A 19,987-nucleotide genomic window follows, 5' to 3' on the forward strand; every position below is an offset into this window, starting at 1 on the left:
TAAGCCCATCTCGACCGGCCAGCGAGTCATCTTTTCGAAGGATGACTCGTTGGCCGGTTGGACTTTGTTTCACTGTGGCGGCGCCCACCGCCTGACCCCTGGGCTCCCTTTGTGCGGGGATCCGCGCACAATCGTATCGGTCCAACGCCATGATTCGGGACCGGATGCAGTGGCAATCGAACCATGACTACGAGGGGCATGGCCGATGGCCGGCATGATGGCTGATTTCATACTTGCTACCCGAACCGGTATCGGTAGCCGACTGGACGCGCAGTGCTGGTCATCAATCCCAAGGCGAGACGGCGATGTGTTCACTGCCTCGCCTTGCGATTGACGATCGAGGTTAGGGGTTGACGCCGTGAAAAAGTGGCGCAATCCTGTCGATGTAAGCCGCTGGTCACTGACGGTCATCAGTGACGCCCTTTGCCTTCGGGCAATTCCCGAAGCCGTTAACGCATCCCGAGAGACGGCGCTCACCTGAGCTGGATGCCACTTCCGATTTCTCGGCCTTGCGCCGAACCACCCATCCGGGGGAACACTTTCCCCGATGGGGATGGTGTATCTCCTGGAGTCCTACGACTCGATCCAAGGAGTAACACCATGTCCAATTCGACTGATAACCAGTTCTTCGATCTCCACGTCACTGGGGTGGGCTACGTCAATCGGATACGCAAGGTCACGCCCAAGCGTGGCAATCCCTTCTGGGCTTGCGACATATCCGCGTTGAATGGTCCTGCCGACGATGTGGAGTATCGCCGCTTCGACTGCCGCGTCAGCGGCGCCGAAGCGGAGAAACTGGTCAAGAAGTTCGCCGCAACCGTGGCCGATCGCCAGGAGAAAGGGGCCAACGAGCCCAAGATCCTGGTCGGTTTCAAACTCGGCGATCTCTATCCCGATCTGTTCACGCGAACCAAGGGCGAGCGCGCTGGTGAAACAGCCGTGAGCCTCAAGGCACGTCTACTGTTCATCAACTGGGCCAAGGTGGATGGCGACAAGGTTTACGAAGCGCCACGGCGTGACGAAACCCCGTCAATCGATACCAGTGCCCGGGATGGCGGTACAGCTTCTCAGGAAACCGATGTGCCTGCCCGACCCGCCGTCAGCGGATCGGTCGGTGCCGCCGAAGCGGTCGTCTGATTCCACCTCACTCGCCGCACTGACCGGGAAGTTCGCTTCCCGTCAGTGTCGGTTTCCATTCAACCCGCTTGGGGATTCACTTCCCAACCGGGCGGTGTATCTCTGCGCGATACCTTGGGGATATGCCTATGAAGCAGAAAAACCATGCGCTAGGACTTGCTATCGCTGAGGCAATAGAGCGCATCGCTTCAACTATCGTAGCGGCCTGCATACTTGGCGGTGTCATTGCCCACCAGATTCAACTCGCATATGCGGTGTTGGGCGGTGGCATTGCGACTGTCGTGGTGTTGGTCGCTGTCGTGTTGAGGGTTAGAATCAATCAATCCATTGACGCAGCCAAGGAGGCTGATGGCCAATGAACGATGATTTCCTGCGGTTTGCAGCTGTAATGGCTCCCTTCCTCATCCTCTCGGTCGGTGGGCTGGGTTACGCCTGGCTGGTACTGAAGGATTTGCAAAAACGCCAGAAGCATCGACACCACTGATGAGAGGTGATGCCTGATGGATTCTGCAAACCTGCTGTTGGGTACTATCTTCGGAGTGCTCTCCGTATCCCTGGCGATTGCCGGTGGCTACGCCTATGCCATTCATCGCAAGCTGGAAGCGCGACGAAAACGCTGACACAGGCTGATCCGTACACGTCATGAACTGCCTCCTCCTGGAGGCAGTTTTCGTTTCCCACCGGGAGAAATTTTCCGGCAGGGGGATTCTCCCGATTAATTGGAGACTCTCCCATGGGCTTCACCGTTCCCTACCAAACCGATTCCCGCGACGAGCTGGTCAACTGGCTTCTCGAGCATCAGCACGAGCCAGACCGCTGCGAGATCTTGGATCACTCACGACGGGGCAACGTGCTCTACGTCGTTTTTCACAACCGACCGCAAGCCTATCGGTTCATCGCCGTGTTCCTGCTGCAGGGGCCGTCTCCTGCCGCGCGCCGCGCGGGAGATCATGCCTGGGGCTACAAAGATCTGGACGAGTCGATGGGGCCGATCGTCAAGGGCTGTCCAGAGCGCTTGCTCAGGCAGTCGGACGTTCAATGTCCCATGGCTGTCGCCTGGCGTGAGGCGTGTCGGTTCGAGCGACAGGTTCAAGCCGAGCGTCGGCAGCTGGCCAGGTGCTGCCGATCGGGTGATCGACTTCACTACCGTCTGGGTTGCAACCAGGAGGGGGATGTCGTCGTCACGATCGAGTTTGTGCGACCTCACTCGCCAACCTTCTTCATCGGTCGTGATGAAGCGGGGCAGCTCTGGCGCTATCGCTGGACCAGCGTGGTCATCGATCCACCGAAAGCACGCCACGACAGTCACGTCGCCTGACGGACTTAACGTTTCTTCTCCCACCCGGGGCCATTTCCCGGTGGGATGGCTCCATTCATTCAAGGAGTCATCGACATGAAACCGTACTGCCTGAAACCGGAGCCCTCCGGTGACTCTCACAGTGTCTACGAGGGCAATCCGGCCTGGCCTGCAATCTCGGTGGGCTATTTACGTCCTGCCTACGATATCGAACGCAGCCAGGGGCGCGGTCCCTGGATCGTGTTCGACAGGCTGCAGCGGCCCTTCTCCGGTGATTCACCGGAGGCGGCGCTCGAGGCATTCGCCAGTCGTCCAATGATGCGCGTCACAGTGACCTAAGCATTTTCTGAACCAGCTCACCCAATCGGAGCCACGCCTCGAGGGGGCTCCTTTCCAATCGATAAACCGAGGAGCGAGCCCATAGATTATCTGAGCTGTCAACTGACCCGCACGGCGTGGATGTGATTCTGTTGACGCTCTTCGTCAATGCCTGGTTTGGCCTACGCGATTCAACCCTCCGGGTAGTTCGATCCCCTCGCGAGTACCGTAACTCGTAGCAGCCGCTTGCACGAAGGCTTCAAAGGAGGAGAGTGATTTGATTGTTTCATAAAAACGCCGCACCGTGTAAAACAGGCTCGGCCCCTCGGGTTGCACGGCAAATGGCGCCATGCCACGTTGCAGGATTTGCCAACAGGCACTTGCGCCTTTTCTGGCGTGCTGATTAGCACCAGTTGCCCTTTGGCATCAGCTAAGCATCCACAGACCCTTATGGGTAAGATTTTTTCATTGCCTGTGTTTGCGTTATCAGAGACGACTAGTCTAAATTAGGTTTATGAGTATTGAAAAAGCGAAGCGTAGAGGCCGCCCTCCAAGGTGTGCGCGGGATAACCCGGATACCCGTGATGTGCTGATTCGTTGCGGCGTGGAGATTTTAACCGAACAGGGATTTGTCTCGACTGGTATAGATAGCGTGCTCAAAAGAGTCGGAGTGCCCAAGGGGTCTTTTTATCACTATTTCGATAGTAAAGAGGCCTTTGGTGAAGCTGTTATGGCGCGCTACGATGCCTATTTCACGAAAAAGCTTGATCGCTGGCTGTTGGTTTCCGATATGCCGCCTCTGGATAGAGTCGTTGGCTTCATGAGAGATGCCACGGAAAGTATGGAGCGCTTTGATTTTAAGCGTGGCTGCCTGATTGGCAACCTGTGTCAGGAGGTCACTATTTTGCCAGCAGGCTTTAGACAGAAATTAACTTCGATTCTGGAAGGCTGGGAGCAGCGTATGGCAGCTTGTCTGAGCCTGGCTCGCAGCGCAGGAGATATTTCGAAAGAAGCTGACTGTGAAAGCTTGGCAGCTTTTTTTTGGATAGGCTGGGAGGGGGCGGTACAGCGTGCACGAATAACGCAAAGCTCCGCGCCACTGGAAATTTTCAGAAAAGAGTTTATGGCACGATTAACAGAGTAATTTTTTTATTTATTTTGAGACGATCGGTCTAAATTAAGGAGTTCACATGTTCAATGCAATTTTGCTTACGCAAAACGAAAGCAAGACTTCTGCAGCGTTGACGCCGCTGAGTGAGTCTTCACTACCCGATGGTGACGTAACCATTCGTGTCGCGTGGAGTACGCTCAATTACAAAGATGCGCTAGCTATTACAGGCAAAGGACCTGTCGTTCGTAAGTTTCCCATGGTGCCGGGCATTGATCTGGCCGGAGTGATCGAGCATAGCGATAACGGGGACTGGAAGCCGGGCGACACCGTGTTAATCAATGGTTGGGGCATAGGAGAAACACATTGGGGTGGCCTGGCTCAGCGCGCACGCATGTCATCGAAATGGCTGACGCTTTTGCCGACCGGCCTTGATGCAAGGCAGGCTATGTCGATCGGAACTGCGGGTTATACGGCGATGCTAAGCCTGATGGCACTTGAGAAACAGGGACTGAAGCCGGAGCACGGCAGTGTGCTGGTGACCGGTGCCAGCGGCGGGGTAGGCAGCTTCGCGACGATGTTGTTGGCCCGACGTGGTTATCGAGTTATCGCTTCTACTGGTCGGATGGAGGAAAGCAGCTACCTTGAGCAACTTGGGGTTAGTGAAGTCTTGCACAGGGATGAGTTAGCTCAACCCGGGCGACCACTTGGTAAGCCTAGGTGGGCTGGGGTTATCGATGCTGTAGGGAGCCACACGCTGGTCAATGCCTGTGCGCACACACAAGAAGATGGTGTGGTAGCTGCCTGTGGTCTAGCTCAGGGAATGGATCTGCCAGGCACCGTAGCGCCCTTTATACTGAGAGGCGTTTCATTATTGGGCATCAATAGCGTTACTCGCCCGTCGGCCGAGCGTGACGAAGCCTGGCACCGGCTGGCTGAAGAAGTTGATATCAGCATGCTTGAGAAGACGACGCGAGAGGTGGGCCTGACAGAGGTTATTGATGCTGCGGGCGACCTTCTTGAGGGCAGGGTTCGTGGTCGAGTCGTAGTCAATGTTAATCGTTAAAAGGCCTTGGTTTGCTCGTCGGTTTGCCAAGCCACCTATATTCCCGGTAAATAATCTAGAGAGGAAAATGCAGTGAAACCAGAAAGCGTTGATGTCAGCAATGATCCATGGGAAACATGGGAAGATCCCGAATTTGCAGCTAAAACAAAGGTTCGTTGGAAGCTTATATTTTCAGCTGAAAGGACTTCAACGGGCGGGATGAGTATGGGGCTGGCTGAAATTGCTCCTGAAGGCATACTCCCGTTGCATCAGCATGATCCTGCTGAGATATACCATATCCTCAGTGGCGAAGGGCAAATGGAAATCGAGGGTGTCACTTTTCCATTGTATGCTGGTCAGTCGGTTTTCATTCCCCAAGGGCATGGCATAAAACTATCAATGTTGGTGCTGTGCCGCTTCGCTTCGTATTTACATTTCCGACCGACAGCTTTGAGCAGGTTGTCTATAACTTTGCATAGTAAAAATCTTTATTCCGTACATCTAATCGAGCCCGAAGTTGAACTGGATAATGCTGTTACTCAAGTTGGCGGAGATGCCAAGTACCGTACCCAGCACCGCGGCGGTATTCGCTGTCAGACTGACGGGAGGCAACATTAACGACAGTACCGAAGTCCTTGGTCTGATATCTCAATTGCCTTCTGGCGAAGCGATTGTGGCTGACGAGGCTATGACAGTGAACGCATCCGTGAGCAGATCGAGGATCAGGGCGCCCGTCCGGTGATCCCGAAGAAACGTAACTCTCCCGAGGGTAATGCCGACCTGGACAAGAGGCTGTACCGCTATCGGGATCTGGCCGAGAATGCCTTTGCATGGCTACTACCAGCACTCCCCGCAGTGGCGTTCCGCTATGACAAGCTGAAGCGCAATTACGAGAGTATTGTGGTGGCCATGGCATGTGAATTCCTCTAGTTAATCATGTGAAACATTAACAGCCCTAGGGCCAGTAAAAGCGTCACGAGCGCAATTAACATTTCCCGTCGCGAGTGCGATCGGCCTTCGGCACGGTGAACCCGATCACGATCATTCAGGTTCCCCGCGCGCGAGGCCAAGCTCGATGTATCCCTACCAGAAAACCCGTGTCATTCCCTTAGCATTCCTGATTGCGCTCACCGCTGGGTGCGCCCATCAGCAACAGCCACCGCAGCCGAGCGAGAGCGAGCGCCTGGCTGCCGCCTATCCCGACGCCGAGACGATGACCATCGCGCGAAGCGATGAATCAGGCCCCCGCGTGGTGGCCACCGGTCTGGATCAGGCCACGCACGAAGTCGAGCCGGACGTCTACCGCGATCGCGATGCGTCACGGGTCGAAGTAATGCGGGGCGGGCGCTACGCACTGGTCACGGCCAATGCCACGTTGCAACAGCGCAACCTCCTCGAGCAGACCATCAACATCTCGATCCCCGCCTCCATGGATCCTTCGGTCGAGGATGGATTGCGCTACACCCTGCAGCACACCGGATACAGCCTCTGCGCTCCCCAAGGCAAGCCCCAGGAACTGCTCTACAGCCGTCCATTGCCGGCGGCGCATTTTCGCCTGGGTCCGATGCCGCTTCGCGAGGCGCTTCAGGTGCTCGCCGGCAGTGCTTTCGAGGTCCAGGCCGACCCCATCGCGCGGACCATCTGCTACCAGGTGCGCGACCAGCGTCTGATCGAGGAGATCAGTCATGACGGATGAGCGCCACACCTCCGAGGAATCCAATGAGTCGGAGCAGGAGTCCAACCTGGCGACGCCTGCTGAATCGGACGCCGAGCGTCGGGAGCCCTACGTGTCCCATCGCAATGATGTCGGTGGGCAGGATCCCGGGGACGCCCATCGCGAGGGTGCCATTGACGAGGAGCCAGGCTACACGCCCTATGTGGAGCGGCGCAGACGATGGAGCCCGTTGCGTCTGGCATTGCTGATGCTGGGTGCTGTCATCATCTTGGCCGTTGTCTATCTCCTCGTCTTTGCCGACAGCGAGCCGGAGGGGCCGACTGTGGAATCCCGCCTGCAGTCACAGCAGCAGGTCATCGATCAGCTGCGTGTGCGCATCGAGGAGTTGCAGAGCGGGCAGGACGAGCGTCGCAATCGGGCCGAGGGCACCAGCAACCGCCTCGGCGAAATTACCTCACGCCTCGACGATCTCGAGGCGCGCCGACAGGATTCGCCGCTGCAGGCGCTGCCCGAGCGTGTTCAGGCGCTTTCCGATCGGGTCGATCAGCTGTCCAGCTCCGTGGACGTGCGATTCAGTACCGCGCAGGAGAAGGAGCAGTCGCTCGAGGCGTCAATCGAGGAGGTGCGCAAGCTCCGCGCGAGTCAAAAGACTGCCGCCCAGCAAAGTCAGCCCAGCCGTCAACGCCAGACCCGTCGCGCGCCCGAGCCGCCGTCACCGCCGTCACCGCCATTTTCGGTGTCGGGCGTTGAGTTGCGCGGTGGGCAGAGTTATCTCGCAGTGGCGTCCGGCAACGCGGGTCGCTTGAGCGATCTGCGTCTGGTTGGCGAGGGGCAGAACATCGGGTCTTGGCATCTGTCATCGATCGATGGCCACTCGGCAGCGTTCACCATCGACGGCCAGACCGTGGTCGTTCCGGTTCATTGAGGAGAGTCCCATGACGATGATTCGTGACCGACGCTTGGGCATCGCGCTCCTGTTGTTCGCTGCCTTACCAGTCTGGGCACAAGAGGGGCAGGAGAGCGAGTCGACTCAGGTCGATCAGACACAAGTCGAGCAGAGCAGCCAGCGGGCTGCCGAGGCATGGGGGCTGAACCAGCAGGAATATCGGCGCTACGAGTCGATCATGGAGGGGCCGCGCGGCACCTGGTCTCCCAATCTGGATCCGCTGACCGCGCTGGGCCTGGAAGCGCGTAGCCAGGCCGAGCGCCTGAAGTACGCCGAGAAGCTGGTCGAGACCGAACGCGCCCGCGTCGAAGCGGAACTCGCATTCCAGCGCGCCTACGACGCCGCCTGGCAGCGGCTCTATCCCAACGACATGCCAGTCAACTCGTTCACCACGAAAGGGGGCGAGGACGCGACGCAATCGGTATTCGGCAGTAACCCGTCAGCGTCCAGCCAGCGCCTGAACGTGGTGGTAGCCACCGAGGGCTGTAGTCAGTGCGAGGCCACCGTGAAGCGACTGCTGAGTACCGGTGCGGCGATGGACATCTGGGTAGTGGACTCCAACGGCGACGATGATCGCATTCGCAGCTGGGCGGCTCAGGTCGGTATCTCACCGGCGAGAGTGCGTGCCGGCACGATCACGCTCAACCATGGCGGCTCGCTAAACGTCGATAGCAGTGAGCTGCCGAGTGTCGCGCCGAGGGGGTGACGAAGATGGGGACCAGGAGCAATCTCACATCGGTTTACATGGGTGCAAGGTGTAGCGAGTCATCGACTGAACACTTCCTCTATCTGGATGAGGCGTTCGATAAGTTCTATGTCGAGCTTCATGGATGGCCCTCAAGGCGGATTATTGGTTATGCCGAGTATCAGTTCGTCTGCCACGAGGGAGCTAACGTTACGTCCCCCATGCTGCACGCACTGACGAGAGTATTACCGGCAGATGCTCAATGCCCCGGCCCAGTCATTCCGTTGACGGCTGTTTTATATCGTTCGAGGGAAGCGCAGAAATCGCTTCAAGCATTCTCTTCTTCATTTCCTGAGAAAGCGTCTTCGACTCCTCTGTCCGGCTCAGAAGAAGAGAGCGGAGGGTTTCCTCATGGAACTTGACCGTGACTATCCCAAGGGTGGCGCTCAACCCACCGTCGTCACTGAGAAAGTCCAGACCACGGGCCGTGATACGGACCAGCCCATATCGCACTACCTGTACACCCGGAAACGGATGGGTTGTCTCTACATCGATCAGACCGTGCTCTTTCAGGTAATACAGGAGCCAATGTTGCTCCTCTTCGACAAGCTCGTGCGGATTAACGCTGGACGGGTAACTGGCTGCCAATTTTTCGAGTATCTCCAGCTGTTTCTCACGAAGCATATTCATTGTGTTCGACTCACCAGAGTTGGCACGACGTATAGCGTAATTTCATTTTCACCCCTTGTATCCCGCAACAGCAGCAGGTGCATCGCATTTTTTTCTCTGGTCATTCTTGCTATGGAATTGCTAGGCACAACGCCTGCTTTCGCCTCTGACAGGGTGGATATCCCATCGGCATACGTGGTCGCCGCCGAGGATCATGGTGTACCCCCGGCGGTGCTTTACGCCGTGGCCAGCGCGGAGTCGGTGGTCAGCCTCGATGCGGGGCGTCGCCCCTGGCCCTGGACGTTGAACGTCGCTGGAGAATCGATGCGCTTCGGAGATCGAGACTCAGCGTGTCGGGCGCTGACCGACGCGCTCGAGACGACGCAGATCGTTGACGTGGGGATTGCGCAACTGAACGTGCGCTGGCAGCCGCAGTTATTCGGCGCTGGGCAGCGTTTCTCGGATCCCTGCGAGGGGCTCGATCCTTACGCCAATCTGGATGAGGCGGCGGCGCTGATTCGTCGCCACTTCGATGACACCGGCGATTGGCTGATTGCAGCCGGCCGCTATCACCGTCCGGCAGGCGGACGTCCCGCCGAGCGCTACCGATCCGTGGTCAGCGAGGAGCTGGCCCGGCTCGGCACATCCCCCACTCTTGAGATGGGCTCGCCGGCGCGGATGGCAGCACGCCAGACATCCGCTTCGAAGCGACCACATCGACCTGCGCTAGCGTCAGTGGAGAGTGGCAGCCCTTCCGCGACGGATGAGGAGCTGACCTGGGTGACCCCTGGCCCACGCACTCCTGATACTGACGTCACCTGGGTAACGCCAGAGCAGCGGCCTTGGATGGCCGAAGTCGCAATCCGTTAGGAGACCACTATGAAAAGACATCTCTGCTTCAGCCTGCTGTCGGGATGTGCGGTGACGCTCATGGCGTCACTCGCTCAGGCACAGGCCCCGGCCGAGCGCCCGCCGGGGCTGCCTCAACTAACCGTGGTTGCCGACCACGGTGGTGAATCCGCGCGACCCTATTACGTGGCCATCAAGGGCGCGGGGGTCGACGAGGAAGAGGGCTACTCGACCCAGTTAGGCGGAACACCACGTCCGTCCCGCCCGTACGGGGAGCGGGACATGCTGCCGCTCGAGAGCGAGCAGCTGACCCCCGGCACCGTGACGCCGCGTCAGTTGGATCTACCCGGCGGATTTACGCCGATCTTTTTGATCGGTGACGACGATCTGTCTCGGCAGTGGCTCGCTCAGCGTGGCGACATCCTGCGCGAGATGAATGCGGTAGGGCTGGTCGTGCAGGTATCCGATGAGACATCCCTGCAGGCGCTTCGCGCCGAGGCTGCGGGCCTGGAGCTGCGTCCTGTGTCTGGCGATGGTCTCGCCGAGCGGTTGGGACTACAGCATTACCCGGTGATGATCAGTGCCAACGGCATCGAGCAATAAGCGGAGGGGAGTGATGACATCTCCATTGCCCGACAAGGATTCGATGATGGCATCAGTCGATCGGTGCTTTCGGCGCTACAAGCGCAGTGCCACGCGGCGCGAGAAAGCGGTTGATCTAATGTGGTCGCACGTCACGCAGCTGATGGCGACCTGGCTGGTCGAGGCCAACGTGACTCGACTGATCCGGCGGGAAACTACACGCCGTGGAGAGGTCGACCACATTCTCCTGGGGCTATGGAAGATCCGGCACACGACATCGGGAGAGACGCGCACCTATCGGCTCGATCTGGCGAGTGGCCGCTGGCGACGGGACCGAAGTCTGGATCGCTGGCCAGAGCTGAAACTGTTGCCTGTTACAGCAGAAGGGGTGCTGGCTTTCACCTGGGAAAGCCTGGTGGGAGACGCTTTCGATGAAGTCTTCCATCAAGCGTCAAAGGCACTCAAGTTGCCGGCATCCGGGTACAACCACCTCAATCGCGAGCTGGTGATTCGTTGGGATCGCCGTGATCTATCGAAGGCGTGTTTGATACTCGCCAACGATCAGTCGTTGGAGCAGGAAATACTGTCGGATGTCCGTTACCCCATGGAAGTCGATCACTGCGAAAGCTGCGATCGGTGGTGGGATGAGCAGGGCGCTTTCCAATTAGAAGGTCTTGACGTTGAGCCGAGAGGGGCCGAGCACTGCCATGAATGCGCCGAGAACGAGAGTCGCAAGGCAGATTACGAACGCACGGTGATGAAACGGCTGGCCACTGTAAAAGCGCAGTTTGGCGACATTCGGGCCTTGAACCTGGGCGGAGGGCGCTCCTATGCCCAGCTCAAGACGCTGGGCGGTTATCGCGTCAAGGCTTTGATGACCGGCCTGTGGCGCGACGCGCTGGATCGACCTGCGGTCTCCCTGGCGTCACGAATCGAGGGGACGCGCGCGTGTCTTTACCTGAGGGAGGTGCTGCGTGTTCAGGCCAATCTTGGCGCAGTGGAACGTATCGCCAGCGAAAGACCGCAATGGTTGCCCATGCTGTCCAGGATTCATCCCCGTCACTGGGATCGCTCCGACTTGTTCTCGCGCAAGCTTTGGGTCCGTCAGGGCGGATCGGAGGCGCCCGTCGATCGGCGATCGTTTCGTTGCGATCGGAGGCTTTGTAGCCTGGAGCGGACCGGCAGTTTCCGGTTCCTCAATGAGACTTCGCAGGCCGGTGTGGCCATGGTCGTGTTGGGGTGGATGAAGCTGTCGGAACGTTATGGCAGCGCCCATGGCCACATCGACGAATGGCTCACCTTTCTGCAGGCGCTTGCGCCGTCTGCCGACCGTCGTCCCGCCGCCCGAATGCTGGCCATCAGGGCCGGGTTGATTTTGATGCAGCACTACCTTGCCCGGTGCGACGCGGCGATCGACAAATTGAAACAACCCGCCGTCATGCGGCTGGGGCGCGCCTGGGTCGCCGAGCGACTGACTGTCTGGCAGGACCAGGGGTATCGCGAGCTGATGCGATCCAAGTCGAGGGACGAGGCCAGACTTCAGCAGGCCAGCGATTGGTGCCTGTCCCAGGACTGTCGCTACCCGGACCGCAACATGATCTGGGCCGCCATTGAGCGGCATTCCCATACCTGGCATGAGCGGGTGCAGGCGGAAACTCGCAGACGGCGAGAGGAGCAGCAGCGGCACGGGCTGGGGGATGCACCGATACCGAAAGATCTCGCCTGGTCGTCACCCATCGACGCCATTCAGACGGATCGTTTCGTTGCGACGCCGCTAACCGATAGCGAAGCGCTGCGTGTCGAGGGGGAGGTAATGCACCACTGCGTCAGCGTCTATGACGAGAATTGCCATTATGGCGGCTATCTCGTTTTTTCGATCGTCCCCACTGCCGCCGACGCCGCAAAGACGGACCGCGCCACGCTGGGGGTTTATCTCGGGGCAGGAGGTTTCCTGCTCAACCAGCTCTATAGCTATTGCAATCAACCTGTCTCCAGGGACGTGCGAGCGTTCGCCGATCATGTCGTCGTGGCACTCAATCAGTCTCTGAGGGAGAAAGCTGCATGAGCAACAACCATCCCCTCGAATCCCTCCTGCGGCCCGCTGTCGAGCTTTACACCGTCTGGATCTGCGCCGGGTGCACGGTCTTGTGTATTTGGGCGCCCTGGTCGCTGGCACTGGCGCCCAGCGTGGGCATTACTACGGCGGGCGGTTTTGCCGCCTTTGGTGCCTGGCGCTTTCGCCAGGCATGGACCGTGCTGCGCTATCGTCGCAACATGCGGCGTCTGCCGCGCTTCGCGCTGCCGGCACGCAAGGTGCCGTTGAGTCGACGCAGCCTTTGGTTGGGTAAAGGCTTCAAATGGGATGCCCAGCATACCCAGCGCCTGCATGAAGCGGCGCAGCCCGGGGCCAAGAGCTACGTCATGCCGAGCCCCTGGTATCAGCGAGCGCGCCGTCTGGAACAGTCGATGGAAGGGGGCGCTATCGGTCAGCATATCGCGGCGTTGCTGCGGTGGGACTCGTTCCTGAACCCGGTGCGGCCGCTGCCGCCGGTGGGCGGACGTCCCGCGCTGCACGCCGTCGAGTGGAAAGAGCACGATGTCTGGATGCCGCTGGGTGAGCGCGTGGGCCATACGCTGGTCGAGGGGACGACGCGCGTGGGCAAGACGCGGCTGGCCGAGATCCTGATCACCCAGGACATTCGACGTGGCGACATCACCATCTGTTTCGACCCTAAGGGCGATGCGGATCTGATGATGCGCATGTATGCCGAGGCGCAGAAGGCCGGGCGCGGGGACGAGTTCTACATCTTCCACCTTGGCTGGCCGGACGTGTCGTGCCGCTATAACGCTGTGGGGCGTTTCTCGCGGCTCTCCGAGGTATCGACACGCGTGACAGGCCAACTCTCCGGCGAAGGCAACTCTGCTGCGTTTCGGCAGTTCGCCTGGCGCTTCGTCAACATCGTCGCTCGCGCGCGCCACGCCCTGGGCGAGCGGCCCAGCTACGGCCAGATCCTGGCCGACGTGGTGAACATCGATGCGCTGCTGATGCAGTACGTTCAGCAGATGCTGGAACAGCAGATGCCAGGCTCGAACCAACAGATCACGGAGATCGAGGGCAAGCTCAATGACCGCAATATGCCGCGCAATATGGTGGGGCGTCACAAGCGGGTTGTGGCGATCGTCCAGTACCTGCAACAGCCCGAAGTCATCGAGACACTGACCGATCCTGTACTCGATGGTCTGCTGTCGGCGGTACGTTACGACAAGACCTACTTTGACAAGATCGTGGCCTCGCTGTTGCCGCTGCTCGAGAAGCTAACCAGCGGCAAGATCGCGGAGCTGCTGTCACCGGACTACAACGATATCGAGGACGAGCGCCCGATCATCGACTGGCAGCAGATTATTCGCAAGAAGGGGGTGGTCTACATCGGTCTCGACGCGCTCTCCGATTTCGAGGTCGCCCAGGCGGTGGGTAACTCGATGTTCGCCGACATCGTGTCGGTGGCCGGTCACATCTACAAGTTTGGCTCCGAGGATGGGTTGCCGGGGCAGGGCGGGAGCCATAAACAGCCCATCAACCTGCATTGTGACGAGTTCAACGAACTGATGGGCGACGAGTTCATCCCGCTGATCAACAAGGGTGGCGGTGCCGGCATCCAGGTAACGGCCTACACCCAGACGCTCTCGGACATCGAAGCGCGTATCGGCTCCACGGCCAAGGCGGGTCAGGTGGTGGGCAACTTCAACAACCTGATCATGCTGCGCGTACGCGAGGAGCGCACCGCGCGCCTTCTCACCGATCAGCTCGCCAAGGTCAACGTGGCTACCCGGCTGATGGTCTCGATGGCCAGCGATAACGCTGACGTCAATTCCGATCAGGACTTCAGCTCATCAGCCGGCGATCGTATCGGTACCGAGTCGGTGGAAATGCTGACCCCCAACGACGTGATCAACCTGCCCAAGGGCCAAGCCTTCGCGCTGCTCGAAGGCGGGCAGCTGTGGAAGATTCGCATGCCGCTGCCGTTGCCGGACAAGACCGAGGACGTTCCGAAGGACGTGGCGGACATCGCCGCGCGAATGCGAGCGAAGTACGCCACCGGTGATCAGTGGTGGGAGGGAGTCATGCCGCCGCCGATCCATGTGGATTTCAGCGTGCCGGCGAGCCGTCAGGAGGCACCCGATCGCCACGGCGGTGGCAGCACGTCTCATGGCGAGGCCGGGGAGGTGAACGATGGCGAGGGATGACGCGCCGGCGCAGCGCGCCGAGAAAAAACGTAGTGGCCTCATCGGCACGCTGCTGAAGTTGCCGTTCACGCTCATGGCCATCGTCGTGGTCTCGATCTTCTGCTCGATCCTGATCGAGTGGGTGGGAATCTACTTCGACTGGTTCAGTCAGACGGGATCGGACCATGCCTATCAGACCATGGTCTCCGAGATGGGCTATCTGGACAGTCAGTTCACCCGCTCGCTGCTGGTCTCGGCACCCATGGAGTTTGCTAATCGAATCGTGGATACGTGCTACCAGTGGCTGTTCGTCAAGTCGGGTATTGCGGGCTGGGCCGAGTCGGGTAGCGGTTCGGAAGGCGGGGTCGACGTGATCAAGACCTATCTGCAGGCGGGCATGTACGTCACCCTGATGACGCTCACACGCTGCGTCATCCTGATCCTGACCTCACCGCTGTTCATACTGGCCGCCCTGGTCGGCTTCACCGACGGGCTGGTGAGCCGGGATCTGCGTCGTTTCGGCGCGGGGCGTGAGTCGGCATTCATCTACCATCACGCCAAGCGGATGGTGACACCGATCTTCTTGACCGGCTGGCTGATCTACCTGTCATTGCCGTTCTCGATCCATCCGAATCTGTTTCTGCTGCCGTGCGCGCTGCTGTTCGGGCTGATGATTGCGATCGCCACATCGTCGTTCAAGAAGTACCTCTGAGCCAGCGTTCCAGTGGCTAGACTCCCGGTCCCGTATAGCCGGGGCCGGGTTCGTCAAAACCTGCCAAGAATACCCCGCTGTTCCGCTTAACGTTTCCGGCTGATCCCTGGGTGAGTTGCCTCGACCATGAGGCCATGTCGTCACCACTCACGACGGGACTCAACCATGACGGTGCGCCAACGCTTTTCCCTCTTCTCTCTGTTCACGAGCCTCGTGCTATCCAGCGGCCTGTCGGCCCCTGTCCAGGCCGATGACATCGACGAGATTCAGCGCCGCGACCTGGCGCTCATCCAGACCCAGATCGAGCAGATCAAGGTCGTGGTCGACCGCATCGATGCCAGGCAGCAGAACGCGGACCCCGAGACCACGCGGGTCTACTTCGATATCCCCCGTTTGCGCGATGACCTTCAGTCCATCAGCAGCGGCATCGATTCCTATCTCGCCCCCGACCGTCTGCTGCCACGCCAGCCCCAAGCGCTCGATGGTGACTACCTCGAGGACCGGGGGCAGTAATGGCCGTTTCGACCAGTTCCGCCTTCGAAGCCGGCGCGGGGGCAAGCCCCGATACCGTCTACCTACTGATCGCCAGCGTCGGCTGCGCGCTCGCCATTCTATGGCTCACCTGGCTGACTATCAGCGCCTGGCGCGGCTGGACGGGCGGCCGCTTCGGCGAGTGGATCATGACCTGGAGCTTCATCCGGGGCGTGATGGTCGTGGTGATCCTTTTCTGGCTGCTTCTGCGGTAGCGGACGCAGCAGAACGCCCCACCCGGGGCAACGCCGGCCACCCACGCCTTGGAGGCCGGTTGGCAAGCAACCCCAGCAAGTGACCCAAGGAGAATCGAGCGATGACATCCATCATGAACCTCTTCCGCCGCGCCCGAGGCGCGTTAGCGACATCCTCTGCTGCCCTCATGGCGCTGCCCTCGGTGGCCATGGCTGCGCTACCGCAGCAGGAGAGCATTACCGAGGGAGCGGACGGCGATCTCTTCGGCACCATCCAGGGGGTGGGGCGGGAAGGCTTCAGTCTGGGCTTCATTGCCCTGGCGGCGTTCGCCATCCTCGTCTACATCGTGGGCCTCATCTGGGCCTTCAACGAGTCCAAGAAACGCGGCGAGTGGAGTGTGCTCGGGGCCGTGCTCGGCTTCGGCGTCCTCATGATCGTGGTCGTCATCTGGCTGGCGAACTACGGCGACCCGATCATGGGCGGCTGAGGGAGACGTCGGACCATGACCATCGAGTTCATTCCCTCTCGTCTGAACGCCACGCCCGTGGTCTTTCGCGGCATGACTGGCAAGGAACTGGTGATCTGTGCCGCGTCGGGGTTGGTGTTCTTCATCCCCGTCGGGATCGTCGGCTGGGCGATCGTGGGCATGGGGGCCATGGTTCCGACCTGCATGTTCCTGGGCGCGGCCCTGTTCCTGTGGTTCGGCGGCACTTTCATGCGCCGCCTGCGACGGGGCCGTCCCACCTCCTGGGTCTACCGCCGCATCCAGTGGCAGCTCGAGGCATTCGGGATTCCGGTACCCGGGGGCAGTGAGTTGATCCAGAAATCGATTCGCTGGCGAATTCGCCGCGATCCGGTGCGACGCCCGGTGGTGAAGAAGCCCCGTCGTCGCCAGCGTCATCAGGGGAGCCATCATGAGTCGTAAGCGCCATGCCTTGTCGGCGCGCGATGCGCACATTACGTCGCTGCGCGTCGCGATCGGCATTCTCGTTTTGATCTGCGCCGGGCTTTTTTGGGGCTGGAAGACCGCGCCGGACCGGCTGACGGTCTACACGCCCCCCGATCTGCGCACGGGCAGCACGCGCGAGTGGTGGAAAGTCCCCGAGCCCAACATTTACACCTTCGCCGTCTACGTTTGGCAGACCCTCAACCGCTGGCCGGCAAACGGCGAGGCCGACTACAAGCGCAACATCAACGCCTACAGCACCTTCCTGACACCGGCCTGCAAGAACTATCTCCAAAACGAGTACGAGCAGCGCCGTTCCCGTGGCGAACTCAAGGGGCGCGTCAGGGGCATCTACGAGATCCCCGGTCGCGGTTTCCAGAACGCATCGCCCAACGGACCCGGCGGTGTGCGGGTGATTGATCGCGATCACTGGATCGCCACCCTCGATATGGGCGTCAGCGAGTCCTATGCCGGCACGTCCGTCAGGGACGCCTACGTCCGCTATCCCGTCTACGTGAGTCGTTTGGACAACGATCCCGACAGCAATCCGTGGGGGCTGCAGATTGGTTCCAGTGAAGGCTGTTTCGCCGGCGTGCCTCAGCGACTGGGATATGCCGACGACGATAGCGACGCCGATTCAACCAGCGAGGTAGCCCAGCCATGAACCCACTGTCGATCATTCGCCACGGCATCGTCCTGTTGGCGCTTCTCGTGGCGAGCCAGGCGCAGGCTGTCGAGATCCTGCACTGGGATCGCAAGCCACTTCCCGTCGACCTGCCCGTGGGCAACGAGCGCGTCATCGTGCTCGATCGCAATGTCCGCGTCGGGCTGCCGCCTGAGATCGCCAGTGCCGATACGCTGCGCGTGCAGAGTGCCGGCGGCGCGATCTATCTCAAGGCCAACAAGCCGTTCGATACGCAGCGAGTGCGCATTCAGGACGTCGAAACCAATGAGGTGGTCCTGTTCGATCTGACCGCCAAGGAGAGCGGAGCCAGCGACGAGGAGATCCAGGTGGTCTTCCCGGATGGCGAATCCGCCGACGCCAGCGATAGGGCCTCTGCCGCCTCCTCGTCGTCCGGCAAGGCCGATCGGCAGGCCGGCGAGGCGGCGCAGGCTCACACGCCGGTGCCGGTCGTGCTGACCCGCTACGCGGCACAGTCGCTTTACGCCCCGACCCGAACCCTCGAGCCCGTCCAGGGCATCAATCGCGTGGCAATGCGCTTGCCCGAAAGTATGCCGTCGCTGCTGCCGTCGCTGCCGGTCACGGCCACGCCCATTGCCGCGTGGAAGCTCAACGGCTGGGTGGTGACGGCAGTGCGGCTCTCGAATCGCGACCCCTCGCGTGCCTTCGAACTCGATCCCCGCTGGCTGCAGGGCGATCTCTATAGCGCCACCTTCATGCACCCGACGCTAGGACAGCGTGGCAGCGTCAGGGATACCACGACCGCGTTCATCGTGACGCGTGGGCAGCCTTTGGCGCAGGCCCTGCCGCTCTCCGATTCGGCAGACGGCGGCGTGTCCGCGTCCTTCGAGGACGGCATCCGGGTAGGAGGTGACTCATGAAGCTGCAAGGCAACGGCCTGTTGAAGGTGCTCGTGCCGCTGTTTCTGGCGCTGGCGTTGGCCATCGTCGTGATGTGGCCGAGTTCGGATTCGGATCATCAGCAGACACAACAGGGCTCGCTCGACAAGAAGGATCCTTCGCTGACGCTCAGTCAGGACGAACTCAAAGCGCTGGGCATCGAGGGGGACACGCCGGAGGACACCGTGGCCACCCTGGTGGGCCAGACGCGGGCGATGCGCGAGGACATGAACCGGATTCTCGATGCCAACGACAAGCTGCGCGAACAGAATCAGGAACTGGCCGAGCGTAACGATAACGTGGATGGGCGCATCCGCAGTGCCCTGCGCGACCAGCAGCAGGACTTCACGCGGGAGCGTCGACAGAACCAGCGTGAGAATCAGAGCCTGCTCAACAACCTCCAGGGCCAGATCCGTAATCTCAAGGAGGGATTTACCGGCGACGGTGGGGATAGCGGTGACGACGACATGCCGATCGGGCTCGGTCTCGAGGGCGGCGGTGGCCCTACCGGCAGCTATGGCGGGGGCGGCAATCTGGCGTGGGTCGAGCCGATGGATCAGCGTCAGGAGTCCGGGCGTGGCGGCTCGCGCCGCGACGAGGGACCGGCATTCCCGACCTCTTTCAAGGCGGCGGCGAGCGATGTCGGTGACGCGGCCTCCCGTGCCAATAGCGCGATCAAGGCGAGCGCTACCGGCCAGCCGGACGAGGCCACAGTCGAGCCGGTCTACACCATCCCCGAGAACTCGACCCTGATGGGGTCGCTGGCGATGACGGCGCTATTGGGCCGTGTCCCGGTCGATGGCACGGTCAACGATCCCTATCCGTTCAAGGTGATGATCGGCAAGGACAACCTGACGGCCAACGGCATCGAGCTGCCCGAAGTGCGGGCCGCCGTCGCCAGTGGCACGGCAACGGGCGACTGGACGCTCTCCTGCGTGCGCGGAAACATCACCAGTCTCACCTTCGTGTTCGAGGACGGCACGATCCGTACCGTGCCGTCGCCAGTAGACGTCAACCAGGGCGGTGGCGGCAACGACAACCGCAGCAACCAGAACCAGACCATCGGTGGCGGGGACTCCATCGGCTGGATCAGCGACCAGGCGGGTCTTCCCTGCATCAGCGGCATGCGCCGCAGCAACGCCCAGCAGTATCTCGGCACTCAGGGGCTGCTGACGGCCGCCGGCGCTGGCGCGGCAACGATGCTCTCCGACGACGACTCGACCTCGATCACTTCGTTCGGCAGCGACGGCTCGATCTCCCAGGCCATGAGCGGCAACCAGGCCGTGGGCCAGATCCTGAGCCAGGGCGTCAACGACATGAGCGAGTGGGTCAACAAGCTCTACGGCGAAGCGTTCGCAGCGGTCTATGTCCCTCCGGGCCAGAACGTGGCCATCCACATCAATAAGCAGCTGCCGATCGATTACGAGACCGAAGGGAGGAAGGTGCGCTATGACACGTCAACTGCAACCACAGTCGGGCTCGACTGA

23 protein-coding genes and 1 pseudogene are annotated in these 19,987 nt (G+C 60.5%); all 24 read left to right on the top strand.

Annotated features, from left to right (window positions below; translation table 11 throughout):
* Nucleotides 1-600 precede the first annotated feature (600 nt).
* The 24 genes and pseudogenes from QO259_RS00780 (at nucleotide 601) to QO259_RS00895 (ending at nucleotide 19,987) form a co-directional block, all read left to right on the top strand.
* Entirely contained in the window at nucleotides 601-1,137 is a 537-nt protein-coding gene (locus QO259_RS00780) for an STY4534 family ICE replication protein (RefSeq protein ID WP_285951418.1), read from the top strand.
* A 128-nt stretch (nucleotides 1,138-1,265) separates the two neighbouring features.
* A complete protein-coding gene (locus QO259_RS00785) occupies nucleotides 1,266-1,496 on the top strand; it encodes a hypothetical protein (protein WP_285951419.1) in 231 nt (76 codons plus the stop codon).
* A complete protein-coding gene (locus QO259_RS00790) occupies nucleotides 1,493-1,621 on the top strand; it encodes a hypothetical protein (protein WP_285951420.1) in 129 nt (42 codons plus the stop codon). The genes QO259_RS00785 and QO259_RS00790 overlap by 4 nt, the downstream gene beginning before the upstream one ends.
* A 249-nt stretch (nucleotides 1,622-1,870) precedes the next feature.
* Entirely contained in the window at nucleotides 1,871-2,455 is a 585-nt protein-coding gene (locus QO259_RS00795) for a hypothetical protein (RefSeq protein ID WP_285951421.1), read from the top strand.
* A gap of 75 nt (nucleotides 2,456-2,530) precedes the next feature.
* Complete coding sequence (locus QO259_RS00800; protein ID WP_285951422.1) at nucleotides 2,531-2,773, top strand: hypothetical protein; 243 nt, start codon at nucleotides 2,531-2,533, stop codon at nucleotides 2,771-2,773.
* A gap of 493 nt (nucleotides 2,774-3,266) precedes the next feature.
* On the top strand, nucleotides 3,267-3,896 hold the full coding sequence (gene acuR, locus QO259_RS00805; protein ID WP_502949125.1) for an acrylate utilization transcriptional regulator AcuR: 630 nt from the start codon (nucleotides 3,267-3,269) through the stop codon (nucleotides 3,894-3,896).
* A gap of 46 nt (nucleotides 3,897-3,942) precedes the next feature.
* Nucleotides 3,943-4,926, top strand: coding sequence for an acrylyl-CoA reductase (NADPH) (gene acuI, locus QO259_RS00810; RefSeq protein WP_285951424.1), 984 nt, complete (start codon nucleotides 3,943-3,945; stop codon nucleotides 4,924-4,926).
* A 204-nt stretch (nucleotides 4,927-5,130) separates the two neighbouring features.
* Nucleotides 5,131-5,523, top strand: coding sequence for a cupin domain-containing protein (locus QO259_RS00815; protein WP_285952718.1), 393 nt, complete (start codon nucleotides 5,131-5,133; stop codon nucleotides 5,521-5,523).
* Nucleotides 5,504-5,835: pseudogene (locus QO259_RS00820) on the top strand (transposase); the annotation flags it as partial. The gene QO259_RS00815 and the pseudogene QO259_RS00820, both read left to right, overlap by 20 nt.
* Nucleotides 5,836-5,980: 145 nt before the next feature.
* Complete coding sequence (gene pilL2 / locus QO259_RS00825) at nucleotides 5,981-6,601, top strand: PFGI-1 class ICE element type IV pilus protein PilL2 (RefSeq protein ID WP_285951425.1); 621 nt, start codon at nucleotides 5,981-5,983, stop codon at nucleotides 6,599-6,601.
* Nucleotides 6,591-7,505 (top strand): PilN family protein, encoded by a 915-nt coding sequence (locus QO259_RS00830; protein ID WP_285951426.1) that lies wholly within the window; start codon nucleotides 6,591-6,593, stop codon nucleotides 7,503-7,505. Before pilL2 ends, QO259_RS00830 begins: the two co-directional genes overlap by 11 nt.
* Before the next feature lie 10 nt (nucleotides 7,506-7,515).
* Entirely contained in the window at nucleotides 7,516-8,232 is a 717-nt protein-coding gene (locus tag QO259_RS00835; RefSeq protein ID WP_285951427.1) for a TIGR03759 family integrating conjugative element protein, read from the top strand.
* 390 nt (nucleotides 8,233-8,622) lie between these two features.
* Entirely contained in the window at nucleotides 8,623-9,750 is a 1,128-nt protein-coding gene (locus tag QO259_RS00840; RefSeq protein ID WP_285951428.1) for a lysozyme family protein, read from the top strand.
* A 9-nt stretch (nucleotides 9,751-9,759) separates the two neighbouring features.
* Nucleotides 9,760-10,332: an integrating conjugative element protein gene (locus QO259_RS00845; RefSeq protein ID WP_285951429.1), complete on the top strand. Its 573-nt coding sequence runs from the start codon at nucleotides 9,760-9,762 to the stop codon at nucleotides 10,330-10,332.
* A gap of 13 nt (nucleotides 10,333-10,345) precedes the next feature.
* On the top strand, nucleotides 10,346-12,376 hold the full coding sequence (locus QO259_RS00850) for a PcfJ domain-containing protein (protein WP_285951430.1): 2,031 nt from the start codon (nucleotides 10,346-10,348) through the stop codon (nucleotides 12,374-12,376).
* Nucleotides 12,373-14,556 carry a type IV conjugative transfer system coupling protein TraD gene (gene traD, locus QO259_RS00855; RefSeq protein ID WP_285951431.1) on the top strand — a complete coding sequence of 728 codons (2,184 nt, stop codon included), beginning with the start codon at nucleotides 12,373-12,375 and terminating at the stop codon, nucleotides 14,554-14,556. The genes QO259_RS00850 and traD overlap by 4 nt, the downstream gene beginning before the upstream one ends.
* Nucleotides 14,543-15,247, top strand: a complete 705-nt coding sequence (locus tag QO259_RS00860; RefSeq protein ID WP_285951432.1) for a TIGR03747 family integrating conjugative element membrane protein — start codon at nucleotides 14,543-14,545, stop codon at nucleotides 15,245-15,247. Before traD ends, QO259_RS00860 begins: the two co-directional genes overlap by 14 nt.
* A 165-nt stretch (nucleotides 15,248-15,412) precedes the next feature.
* Nucleotides 15,413-15,760: an integrative conjugative element protein, RAQPRD family gene (locus QO259_RS00865; protein ID WP_285951433.1), complete on the top strand. Its 348-nt coding sequence runs from the start codon at nucleotides 15,413-15,415 to the stop codon at nucleotides 15,758-15,760.
* Nucleotides 15,760-15,993 carry a TIGR03758 family integrating conjugative element protein gene (locus tag QO259_RS00870; protein WP_285951434.1) on the top strand — a complete coding sequence of 78 codons (234 nt, stop codon included), beginning with the start codon at nucleotides 15,760-15,762 and terminating at the stop codon, nucleotides 15,991-15,993. The genes QO259_RS00865 and QO259_RS00870 overlap by 1 nt, the downstream gene beginning before the upstream one ends.
* Nucleotides 15,994-16,094: 101 nt before the next feature.
* Nucleotides 16,095-16,460 (top strand): DUF2976 domain-containing protein, encoded by a 366-nt coding sequence (locus QO259_RS00875; protein WP_285951435.1) that lies wholly within the window; start codon nucleotides 16,095-16,097, stop codon nucleotides 16,458-16,460.
* A 15-nt stretch (nucleotides 16,461-16,475) separates the two neighbouring features.
* Nucleotides 16,476-16,898, top strand: a complete 423-nt coding sequence (locus QO259_RS00880) for a TIGR03750 family conjugal transfer protein (RefSeq protein WP_285951436.1) — start codon at nucleotides 16,476-16,478, stop codon at nucleotides 16,896-16,898.
* Nucleotides 16,888-17,583 (top strand): PFL_4703 family integrating conjugative element protein, encoded by a 696-nt coding sequence (locus QO259_RS00885; RefSeq protein WP_285951437.1) that lies wholly within the window; start codon nucleotides 16,888-16,890, stop codon nucleotides 17,581-17,583. Before QO259_RS00880 ends, QO259_RS00885 begins: the two co-directional genes overlap by 11 nt.
* Nucleotides 17,580-18,482 carry a TIGR03749 family integrating conjugative element protein gene (locus QO259_RS00890; RefSeq protein ID WP_285951438.1) on the top strand — a complete coding sequence of 301 codons (903 nt, stop codon included), beginning with the start codon at nucleotides 17,580-17,582 and terminating at the stop codon, nucleotides 18,480-18,482. The genes QO259_RS00885 and QO259_RS00890 overlap by 4 nt, the downstream gene beginning before the upstream one ends.
* Nucleotides 18,479-19,987: a TIGR03752 family integrating conjugative element protein gene (locus tag QO259_RS00895; protein ID WP_502949126.1), complete on the top strand. Its 1,509-nt coding sequence runs from the start codon at nucleotides 18,479-18,481 to the stop codon at nucleotides 19,985-19,987. Before QO259_RS00890 ends, QO259_RS00895 begins: the two co-directional genes overlap by 4 nt.

This window comes from Salinicola sp. JS01, assembly GCF_030284585.1.
GTDB lineage: Bacteria > Pseudomonadota > Gammaproteobacteria > Pseudomonadales > Halomonadaceae > Salinicola.